Here is a 12091-nt window from a genome sequence, read left to right on the forward strand (position 1 = left end):
GTTGCCGTCTTTATTGAAGATTATTTTTTACAGCATGACTCACGCTGGAGTCTATCGATAAAAACTACGAGTCTTTAAAGTGTTTTTTGGGGAAACACTGATTTTAAAAACAAGGATGCTTATGCTACGCAATTTATTGCTTTCTTGCTGCATGGTTGTGTCATCTACGGCTGCTGTTGCCGCCAATGAACACACCGCTTTGCAAGCACCCGTTCTCAATCTGCCGACAGGTCCGGGCAGTATCTCCGGGCTCGGTGAGGCTTTCACCCCTAATTTAAATACCGGCACCAGTTCACGCCTAGTGAACTTGGCTGTGCCCCCTGGGCGTAATGGACTGGCTCCGGATGTATCACTGGAATACAACAGCGGGTTTGGTAACGGGCTATTGGGATTGGGGCATAAACTGGTTATTCCCTATATCCAGCGTCAAACCGACAAGGGCCTGCCTAATTATTCAGAGTGGGGTCAGGCTGATCGGCAGGATAACGACCGCGATGGTCGCACCGATGAGTTTGATGAGTTTGATACGTTTATCAATCACCTGGGCGAAGAATTAGTTCTGGTGGAAGACGGTGTTTATCGCACCAAAAATGCCAGCGATTTTGCTCGCTATGAGCGTCTGTCGAAGGGGTGGCTGGTGACCCAATCCAACGGCCTGCGTTGGTATTTGGGGCAAGACTCTAATAGCCGAGTCAGTGGCAACAACGGCATATCGGTATTCTCCTGGTATCTAGAGGCGGTAGAAGATACCCATGGCAATCGTATCGACTATCAATATCGCAAGTTGGATGATGGCGTTCAGATTTATCTGGACAGGATTCAATATAATACGAATGGCGATATGGCGGTGCAGTTTCACTATGAAGACCGCCCTGACATCCTAACAAATTATAAAGCGGGCTTTGAGATTAAAACCGCTTATCGCTTACAGCGCGTGGAAACACAATTTGCCGGGCGCCACTTACGTAAATACGAATTTTCCTATCAGCCACTAACGGAATGGCAAAGCCTCTCTTTGTTACAGGAAGTCCATTCCAGTGCAGGCGAGGGTGAATCTACGGTAACTCTGCCACCAGTGCGCTATGGCTACACCCACTACCAGCAGGATCAGGTGTTTATGTCACCGATGCCGGCTGCGAGTCAGGTACCACTGAATAACCCCGACGTTGCCTTCTTGGATATTAACCGGGATGGTTTGCCAGATGTTGTTAACACGGCACCAAATAAAGACGTTTACTGGCTTAATTTAGGTCCTGATAAAGATGGCCTGCCGCAATGGCAGAGTTATCGTGAAATGAATACTTTCACTACCAGCCGTATTTCCAGTGACTCGGTCACCTGGGCTGATATTGATGGCGCTGGTGATGTGAATCTATTGCAGTATAGCTCTGGTAGTACCCATTACTTTCATCTTGATGATAACTATAGTTGGCAGTATAGCGGTGCTATAGATGGACTCTATATTCCTCTCGATAGTCCCCATGTGGATATGCTGGACATCAACAATGACAAACGTATCGATGTCTTTGCGACGATAACCAATAGCAGCGGTAAGGTTTTATCCCATGTGGTGCAGCTGAACCATCCCGATGGCTGGTCACAGCCTATTCAATTGCCGATGCCCACAGGCACCGCAGCTATGCGTTTGGGTGATCCCAATGTCTTTCTCCGGGATATGAACGGAGATGGTCTGCCTGATCTGGTTTGGGTCAGCAATGGCTACGCGGCTTACTACGCTAACCGTGGCCTGCAGGGTTTTGCTCCCGCAGTAGTGTTTGCCAATAGTCCCGATACGTTACACAACCTCAAGAATGTTCGTGTTACTGATATCAATGCCGACGGCCGCGCTGACCTGGTGTATCTGAATGGAACCCATGTATCCATCTGGCTTAACCAGGGCCTGAACAGCAACCAACATCAATTAGCTCAATTTGGCCAGCCACAACTGATCCAGGCCCAAGGCAATGTTGCTCCCGAAGAGGTGCGCCTGGTCGATATTAATGGTAACGGCTCTACGGATATTGTTTGGTACAGCCCCGGTCGCGGTGCTAATACTTTTTATTTCGCAGAGCTATTCCCCAATGAGCAACCGAATCAGCTAAAAACGATCGACAATGGCCTGGGTGCATTGACGACCCTGGAGTACGGCTCTGTTGTTGAGGAGATGGTGAGAGACCGCGAGGGTAACAGCCCCTGGTCGCAGGGTATCCCTGTGGCAATGCAGGTACTTAAGCGCGTTGTTGTGGATGATGGCCGCGGTGGTGAACAGCAAACCACCGAGATGGATTACTGGGACGGCTTCTACGATGCTGCCGATAAAGAATTCCAGGGCTTTGCACACAGTGAAGAGCGCCGCGTGGGTGATGCCAGTACCCCGACACTGGCAACCCGCTACGAATTCCACCTGGGCCAAAAAGCCGATGGTACCGAACAGGAAGCCCTACAGGGCAAGATCAAACAAATAGAAACCCGCGATGCCTTCGGCGGAATTTTTTGGCGCGAGGAAAATCAGTGGGAGTTGCGCCAACTGCTGTCTGGTTATGCCGAGGAAAGCCGCAAAGTCGAGTTTGCGGCTATGACCGAACGCCAGCAGCATATGCTGGAGCGGGGCAGCGGTACCCCAGTGACCCTTGCCTGGGAGTATGACTACGATAATTACGGCAATACCACTTATATCAAAGAGCTGGGCCGTACCGATGGCAACTGGCAGGATGAGCGTATTACCCAATTGCGCTTCAGTGCGGAATCCGCCTCTGCACAGGGCCACTGGTTCCTGCACCTGCCGCTAGAGCGCAAGGTTACCGACCTATCGGGCCGCGCTGTGGCCAAAGAGCAGTGGTTCTACGATGATGAAAGTTTCTCCGCTGGTAATTTAGGCGCGGTCTCCAAGGGCAACCTGACCCTGCGTCGACTCTGGCACGATGCTGAGAGTGCAGATGCCTATGTTGCCGCAGAGCGCCACCGCTACGATGCCTTCGGCAACCGCATTCAAAGTTATGACCCCTTGTGGGACGCCAACACAGGCCACCAAACCAAAGTCACTTACGACTCGCAATATCACACCTTCCCAACAGAAGTGGGTTTGCATACCGGCAGCCGCTGGCTCACCGCTCGTGCGGGTTATGACAAGGGCCTCGGTGTACTTACCGACTACACCGACTTTAACGGGCAGCAGACCCAATATGGTTACGATAGCCATGGACGCCTCACCGCCATGGCCAAGCCAGGGGACAGCCTGCAACTCCCCACGGTCGAGTACGATTACCAACTGGCGCAGATGGTAGATGGTCACCGTATCAGCTGGGTAGAGACTCGCCAGCGCGAGCGGAGTGGTGCTAGCGGTACCATCGACAGCCGCCGTTTTTACGACGGTCTGGGCCGCACCCTGATGGTGCGCAGTGAAGCCGAGCAACCGGGACAGGTTGTGGTCAGCGATCACAGTAACTTTAATGCGCGCGGCCAGGTAGTGCAGACCGCACTGCCTTACTTTGCTCAGGGGCTCGCCTATCGCGCTAATGATAAAGGTCAGCACCACCGACAATATCTTTACGACGCCCAAGGGCGTACCCAGGAGGTTTATCAGCCCTATACCGCGCAAAGTGGGGAAAGTGTCTTCAATCGCATCACCTATTTGCCCATGGCACAGGTGCTGGAAGATGAAGAGCAAACCCGTGCGAACAGTGTTCACCATGGCGCCGCCAAAAAACTGGTGTTTGATGGCCTGCAAACGGCGCAGGGTGAATACCGCCTGAGGCAAGTCGATGAAATTGTTGGAGCCAATACCCAGGGCGGCATCGGTGGTGCCACCTGGTCCACCTATTACGACTACGACCTCAATGGTAATTTTACCCGCCTGCAGGATGCACAAAATAATGTGCGCACCATGCACTACGACGACCTGGGGCGCATGCGCTTCTTGGACGACCCCAACCGCGGACAGCGCTGGCAGTACTTTGACGATGCCGGCAACCTACTGGCCACCCGCGATGCCCTGGGGCAGGAGCGGCACTATCGCTACGACGGCGCCAACCGTCTCTTTGCCGAGTATCAATTATCGCCGCGAGGAGAAGCTCCCAGCGGCGCAAATTGGCAACCGGGCTTGCAGCTGGGCTCTACTTCACCGGTAGTCAGCTACCAGTACGACCAGCGCGGCGAAGAGGGCGGTGCCTTCCTGCTTGGGCGCCTGGCCAAAGTGACCGACCAAGCCGGCTTCGAGCAATGGGGTTATGACGCACGCGGCCGAGTGGTACAGCGCCAGCGTAAGATCATCGGCCCGCAAATTGACAGCCCCCTCTATACCTCGCGCTTCGCCTATGACAGTGCCGGGCGTATGACACAGCAGTTCTACCCCGACAATAGCCGGGTGAACTTCGAATACAACGCCCGCGGTTTACTCGAGCGTATCCCGGGAGTGGTGGAACGCCTGGACTATACCGCCAATGGGGTTTTGCAGCACCAAGGGCTGGCCAATGGTGTTGAAACTGATTGGGGCTTTGACGAGCGCCAGCGACTGGCTGGCTTGCGCACCCAGCGCAGCGGGGACGCCCTGCCACTGCAACAGTGGGATTACCGTTTTGATGCCGTCTCCAATGTACTCGGTATCGACGACAAACGCCCCAGCGACGCTCTCGCCGCAATGGCTGCCGAACTCGGCGCAACCAGTGCCCAGGCAGCCTCCCTGGCAAAAAATATTGTCTACAGCTACGACGATGTCTATCGCCTGACCGGCGTTGCCGACGATATCGAGCAGGTTTATTACAGCTACGACAAAATCGGCAACCTGCTGCAAGTGGGTCGCGCGAGTGTCGACTTGGCAGATATGGCTACCGCTGGAAATACCCAGATCACAGATCTGCGTTATGGCGGCAGCCATGACAATGGCAACACTGGCGCCTCCAACCGCAGCAGCCGAGGCAGCCTGCCCGGACCCCAAGCGTTGAGCTGGGCTGAAGGCCTGATTGAATACGATGACAACGGTAATCGTACGCAAGCCGGCGACCAGACCTACCACTGGGACCACGACCAGCGCCTGACTTACGCCGGTAATACGCAAACCGCTGACCAGTACGGTTATGACTTTAAACACCAGCGCCGCTTTAAAATCACCGAACGTGCAGGCGGAGCTCGCAGCGTCACTCTGTATATCGACGGAGATAGTGAAGTACGTGATGGCAAATTACTGAAGTACATCAGTGTTGGCCAGAAACGTATTGCCCGCAGTGACCAGAGTGGAGAAGTGTTCACGCCGACTGAGTATTACCTGCACACGCACGTAGGTTCTACCGACCTGACTCTGGATAAGGCTGGCAAGATCATTAATGCCTTTACCTATAAGTCTTACGGCGAGCTGGAAAATGTCTTCGGCGATAGTACCGCAGCACCTTACCGCTATGCGGGTAAAGAGTTGGATAAGTCTACAGGGTTAGGCTACTTCGAACGACGTTACCTGCAGTCTGACTTTGGTACCTTTATCAGCCCGGATCCAGTGCTAAACCATTCGGGACGTTTTGTAGATCCACAGCGTTGGACGCCTTATCGTTATGCGCGGAATAATCCAATTAATTATGTGGATCCCAATGGTGAAACGGCTATTAGGCAGTATAACCAAAGCAATAACTCCTCAGCACAAGTAAATAGTGGTATGTCGGTTAGTTATTCCAGTGGTAATGGAGTTGCCGGTGATAGTTCTAGGGGTGCAAATACGAGTAATGAAAGCAAGCTAGGTGCTCATGGGGGCGTGGTAAACAGCTCACAAAATCTAGAAAGTAAACACCATGGTAATTTAGACTTTGAACGAAAAACTGTACAAAAGAAAAATTCTTGCACCTCATCAAATCTTATTTGTAAGGCTCATACTGGAGGTGAAAAAAAATATAAAAATGATACTGATGTTCGAGATTGGTCAGAATATGGGAGATATAACCCTGAAGAAATATTAGGGTTTTATAAGTGTGGCTGTGGAGAGGGAGAAGCTGAGCTTGTTAGGGGTACTACAAAAGTTAAGCCTTATTGGAAGGAAACTAATAGTACGCTTGGTCTCTATAATACTCATTACCCTGATAATAAATGGGATACTATAAATGCAAGGTGGGTGACACAGCGGCCAATAGCAAATCCATTTAATCCACTTGAATCTCCCATACCTGAATTACAGCAGTGGGCGATTGATAAATTGGGAGTTGATGAGAGTAATTAATGAGAAAGTTGATTCTATTGGTATGTTTTTTGACAGCTTGTGCGGATCCTGTTAGTTCAGTTTCCGATGAGAAAAAATTGGTTTTCTCCATTGATAAAGGTGATTACCCTCAGGTGAAGGAAGAACTTGAGAAAGGAGTTCAGGTTAATGTTCCTGTGGGTAGGGATACTGCTCTTATGTATGCGTCTGGCGCAAATTTACTTAAGCCCGAGTATGTGGAGATAGAAAGTGGAAATAAATTAAGGTCTGTTGAGAAAGTAAGAATTATAGAGTTGCTATTGTCTTATGGGGCAGACCCAAATGTTAGAAATGATGAAGGTAAAACTGCGCTTCATTACGCTGTCATTAATGGTTGGGTTGGTACTGTCTGGTTGTTGCTTAATAATGGTGCAAACCCGAATGAGCAAGATGACTTTTTAAGTACGCCCATGTGGTATGCAATAAACCACTGTCATAAGCAGATTTTTGATTTGCTTGAGGCGTATGGAGGAGTTGTTCCAGCAGAAGAGAGCTTAAAGGATGTGAGTGATGCTTCTTGTGATATAGATATCCCTGGAAAACAGTGAGGCAATGATGTTCAGGGTGGCTCATAAATGTATTAATTTATGAGCCATTATTGTCATTCAGAATAAGTTTGTATTAGATCAAAGAGTCTAAGGGTGAATTTAGTGGTGTGACTTATAGCTGTCCGTAAAGAAGGTGAGTTTTTTTGGTGGTTGGTGCGGGGCAGTAGATTCTGATGTTTATATGCGTCTATAGAGTTATCGGTAGTGGCTTTCATTGTCATTATGTGTTGCTGCATGCAGCTCCAGTGTGGATGGTTGTAGTGTTAGTTGTGTTGCGTGATTTTTTGGTTGAGTGAGGTTCTGTTTCGCTGTTGACTTCGCTTGGTGATGATTGTCATTTTTAGTGGGTTAGGATCGGTTTTTTATTTTTCTAGGGTAATGCGATAAATTTTTAAAAAATCATTGTTGGTGGGTTATGTTCGACAATAAATTTTTATGTGGATTATTTTGGGGTGGTTTTTAAGTTGTAGATTTTTAGGTATGGACATAAGTAAATTTAGGGAGGAAAGTCATCTGCGGTTCTGTTGTATAAAGGATGGTCTTAAGCTTTTTTGCTGCTCGTAGTGGTTGTTTGGCTATTATGCGCTTTCAAAGCTTATTGGCTTTGTGTCTATGTAAATCATAGTAATTTGGTTTTTAAAATGTTGACTCTTGTTCGTAACTTTTTTGTGCTGCAGGTTTTAAGTGCCAGTGCTATTGCTTATGGGTCTGCCTTGAGCGGGCCGAGCACAGATACTGATGGGAAATATTCCTTGTCATATAAGTCTGTAGCGCCACTTGGGATAATGGGTGTATATCTAAAAGAGTATAAAAATGGAACTTTTACTCGGAATATTTCATTAGACTATGGGTTTTCCAGTTCAAACTCTACTAAATCTGTAACCGTTTCTTCTGCCGGTAAATACTTTTATGAGTATTGGCATGAACACTGTACTCCAGATATTATCTCCCCTGATGATTGGGAAGATAAAGTTACATCTTGCCCTGCTTCCCGATTCAATAGGGTTAAGTTAGGCACTCATACCGTTAACGTTATATTTCAACCAGCAGCGCCCTCCAGTATCAATTACGGCACTTTCGATAGTGATGGGGCTTACAAGGTTAGCTGGTCTTCCAGTACTGGTGCAGGCCGGTATGAGCTCTACCGTAGGGTAAATAGTGGCTCCTGGAGCAGGGTTTATAACGGTTCTAAAACTAGCTTTGATGAAAGTGGCCGCTCTAGTGGTAACTACCAATATCGTGTACGAGCCTGTAACACCGCAAAGAATTTATGTGGTGCTTATAAGAACGGCGGAACCATAAAGGTAGAGCGGACGCCATCAACCCCAACCTCTATCACTGTTCCCAGTTATACCTCCTCTAGCAGCGTTAACATCAGCTGGGCTGCCAGCAGCGGGGCTACTCGCTACGAGGTACAACAACGCAAGGATAACGGCAATTGGTCCGGCAATATTTATTCTGGTTCATCTACCAGTACAACGGTTTCTTCCCTGAGCCATGGTAGTACTTACCGCTTTAGAGTGCGGGCCTGTAATAGCACTTGCTCTGGCTATCGAGAAAGTAAAGATTTAGAAGTCTATTTCCGTCCTGGCGTACCAACACCTAAATTAAATACCACCACCAGCCTCGATGGTAAATATACTGTCAGCTGGAATACCAAGCAGTTTGCCACCAGTTATCAGTTGGTCGATGGCAGTGGCTCCACTCTGTACAATGGTTCTGGTTTAAGTAAGAGTTTCTCTGGTGTTAGCAATGGCTCTTATAGCTATAAGGTTCGCGCTTGTAATGCCAAGGGCACTTGCTCCAACTACTCCTCGTTAGTAACAGTTAAAGTCGATCGCGCTGTTGGTGTGCCCGTAGCCTCAGCTTCGCCAACCAACAGCTGGGATGGCAAGGTCAAGCTTAGCTGGAGCGAAGTTAAAAAAGGCGGTCTTACCGTTGAATATCAAGTGGTAGACAGTGCAAATAAGCAGCTTTATCGCGGCACTGCACGCAGCTACCAGCTGAGTAACTTGCAGGATGGTCGCCACTGCTACCGGGTACGTGCACTGACCTCAACAGATCAGTCCAACTATTCACCGGAAGCTTGCGCCACCGTAGCGTTGCTGAAGCCACCTGTAGCGCCTAGTTATATCACTGTACCTTCCTCTACTGGCGAAGCTTATACCGTGAGCTGGCCATCAGTTGCCGAAACTGATAGTTATCTGCTGCAGCAACGTATGAATAATGGCAGCTGGAAAACCGTGTATAACGGTGCTGGCAACAGCTATAAATACAATGCCTCTCCATTAGTATTCGGTACGCACGATTATCGTGTACAGGCCGCGAACAAAGCGGGCTCTTCCGACTTTAGTAATACCTTCACGGTAACGATGGAGCTGGATCCCACGGTACAGATTCGCAAGCAGCTGTACTACAACGAAGCCGATCAGGTACCTGCGGCCCAGGAAAATCCTGCCCAGGGTATTTTCTCCCGGGATAGGGCGGCCTTCCGCTACCTGGACCTGATGTATATCGTTGATACCAACACCAATACGGTGATTAATCCTTATGCCAGTGGTGAAGCCACGGTTGAGTTTTCCAGCCTGTATGACACTGCCGAGCGTAACCGCGCTACAGAGGTAGAAGCGTTTATTTTTGAGCAGCTCACTCATCATCCCAACAATGAAAACCTGCAACGTTTCACGCTGGATGTTTACTACGATCGCGCGGTAGCAGAAATGATCCTGGCTAATGAAGCCCTGGATAATGCCCGTATTAGCCGCCTGCGTAACGAAGCGGTAGAGGTCGAAGTTGGCCATATAGAAACTGCACACCAGTTGTTGAAGGATGCCCTGGAGCAGTACAACTCCCTGCTGACCTATGCACCGGAGTTTTTAGCACAATGGGGTCCCTCCCGTGGTCAAATTAGCCCCCGCTACTACGACCCCAACGACCTGGCACAAAAAGATGTAACCCCAGCAGAATTACTGTTCACCGGTTACAAAGATGTCACCATGCTCTATCAGCTGATGAGCAAATTGGCTTCTACTAAAGTGCAGCAAGCGCGTCTGGCCGTCGTTGCCGGACAGACCAATACCACCCTGCTGGCACAAATGGTTGACGAGATGAATACGCTGCGCAGTGAGTTGATTGCTAAAGAGCAATCATTGCGTACGATCTTCCCGAATACCGACTTTACCCAGGTGCAAGGTTTCTCTGGTCTGCCCGAAGCGGTGTATGCATGGCAAACCCATCTCAGCGATTTGGAAAACTCCGTGAGCTGGCTCACGGGCGAAACCAATATTCTGGGCCTGCCACAGGACTCAGTGTTGCTGGTACAGGGTTACGGTATCGATGGCAACACCGTGTTTGATTCCTTCAATGCACTGAGTGACTTCCTCGGTAATGACAGCAGTGGCCCTATTGCCACCGCACAGAATAGTCTCGCCGCCGCAAAAACCAGCTACGAGAACTACCGCCACAGTGCCGACAAGCTGGCCACGGAATATACCGACCGCCACCAGCAGTTGGGCAACTGGCTGTACAGCCTGTTGGGCTTGGAGTTCCCAAGTAACTGCTTTGCCGAGGACTGTGTGATTGTCACGGAGGATGCGCAGAACGGTAGTGAAATTTCTCTGCAGGCGAACAATATCGATATTGCGGAAATTGCACTGAGCAACAACCTGCAGCGTATGGAAGACCTGCTGAGTGCGATTGAAATCGAAATCGAACGACGCGCGGAGGAGGAAGGTATCGTCGACGGCATGTCGAAGATCATCCTGGATTACGGCTCCAAGCAGGTTTCAATTAAGCAGCAGATTGCCAAAATTCGCAAAAAGGCGGAACAGTCTAGAAAGCGGGGTAGCCTGTTTAAAGGGATTGTGAAGTCGGTAGCAGCTATCGTGAGTCAAAATTGGGCTCAACTAGCGCAAACGGTAAAAGAAACCGCAGAAACCGTTGCTGAGCACAATCGCAATATAAAAACGATTAAAGATATTGGTAAATTGGAGGCAGAGAGCGCCCGCCTAGCGGCGGAAGAGCGCGCGACCTTAAACGACAGCTCAAATAGACTACTGGGTGTGGAGAGTAAGGCTCGCGTGCGCACTATGTGGCTGGAAGCAAATACCATTGCGCTGGATATTGCCCAAGCGGAAGCTACAGTTGAGCAGGAAGTGGAACGTTTGACCGGCATGCTGAATCAGGCACAACGGGTTATGAACCAGATGTTCACTACTAATGCCAATCTGGCTGAGCGTTATTTTGCCGATCCGATCCATGCCAGCCGCCTGACGACTGAAGTACTGCGTGCGGAGCGTTACTTTGAAGAAGCACAGAAGTGGTTGTTCTACGCGGCCAGTGCACTGGAATACAAGTGGCAAGAATCTTTTGTGGGATCAGTCACTGGCTTCAGAAAGGAAAGTATTTTCCGTTTGCGTAATGCGCAGGAGCTTAGAGATTTCTATAGTGAGCTTTTGGCTTTCGATCAACTCCATAAGCTTGGAAGTATAGAGCAGGCGACGGACACCTTCTCTCTGAAGGATGATGTGTTTGGCTATGTAGATAATATCAACGGTATTGCACAGACCTACGTCCATCCGGATCCGGCTCAACAAGGCGGTCCGCGCTTAAGCCCGCAGCAAGCCTTGCAGGAAAAGCTGCGCCTGTTGTCGCGTAAATACGGCAGTGATACCTGGGTAACTGTGGAATTTAGTACTGTGAAAGAATTACCGCGCAGTAACTTCTTCCTGGGGCCAGTTATTGCCGACAACGGTGATTTGTCTTGCTTGGCAACTGGTGGTAATTACCTGGATAAAATTGAAACCGTTGGTCTTAATATCCCCCTTGCCTATAGCGTTAGTGGTGAAACCGAAACGCCTGCATTTTTGACTTATGGGGGCACTAGTTTCCTGCGCAGTAAAACTCCGGGAACTCTGGTGGAAAATGCGGATGGAGTCGGTATTCAGGACGAGTTTATAACTCATAGCACTCGATTTTGGGATGCCGTTGAGGGAACTGGGCTGGCGTTCAGAAATAGCTACCGTGTTTCTATGTCTGCGAACTTGGATGTGCTTAATAGTGGCACAGGTTCAAATTCCACGATTACCAGTGCGTTTAAAGAACGCAGTGTCGCCGCTACTGGCTGGCGCTTATCACTCAAGCTGGCAGATCGCTATGGCTCATTGGTAGATCTCAATGCGGTTAAGGATGTTGAGTTGATCTTTAACCATCGTTTCAAGCCGAGAAATGTTGATAGCTGTGGTGATGATGATATTGGTCCACTGTTACTACTGCGCGAGCCGGTAGTCCATTAACTCTCTTTTTTAATGCCTAATAATTAGAGTATTAA

The 12091-nt window shown here is 49.4% G+C and carries 3 protein-coding genes; all 3 read left to right on the forward strand.

Annotation, left to right across the window (positions count from 1 at the left end):
- Nucleotides 1–121 precede the first annotated feature (121 nt).
- The 3 genes from ACJJIT_RS01550 to ACJJIT_RS01560 all read left to right on the forward strand — a co-directional run bounded on the left by ACJJIT_RS01550 (nucleotide 122) and on the right by ACJJIT_RS01560 (nucleotide 12056).
- Nucleotides 122–6196, forward strand: a complete 6075-nt coding sequence (locus ACJJIT_RS01550) for a toxin TcdB middle/N-terminal domain-containing protein (RefSeq protein WP_444899734.1) — start codon at nucleotides 122–124, stop codon at nucleotides 6194–6196.
- Complete coding sequence (locus ACJJIT_RS01555; RefSeq protein WP_444899735.1) at nucleotides 6196–6762, forward strand: ankyrin repeat domain-containing protein; 567 nt, start codon at nucleotides 6196–6198, stop codon at nucleotides 6760–6762. Before ACJJIT_RS01550 ends, ACJJIT_RS01555 begins: the two co-directional genes overlap by 1 nt.
- A gap of 641 nt (nucleotides 6763–7403) precedes the next feature.
- On the forward strand, nucleotides 7404–12056 hold the full coding sequence (locus tag ACJJIT_RS01560) for a fibronectin type III domain-containing protein (protein WP_444899736.1): 4653 nt from the start codon (nucleotides 7404–7406) through the stop codon (nucleotides 12054–12056).
- Nucleotides 12057–12091 lie beyond the last annotated feature (35 nt).

The organism is Microbulbifer mixtoriginis (SeqCode), from assembly GCF_052467515.1.

Excerpts from the sequence above, each read along its gene's own strand:
- ACJJIT_RS01550 (WP_444899734.1), top strand. The coding sequence starts at position 122 with ATGCTACGCAATTTATTGCTTTCTTGCTGCATGGTTGTGTCATCTACG.
- ACJJIT_RS01555 (WP_444899735.1), top strand. The coding sequence starts at position 6,196 with ATGAGAAAGTTGATTCTATTGGTATGTTTTTTGACAGCTTGTGCGGAT.
- ACJJIT_RS01560 (WP_444899736.1), top strand. The coding sequence starts at position 7,404 with ATGTTGACTCTTGTTCGTAACTTTTTTGTGCTGCAGGTTTTAAGTGCC.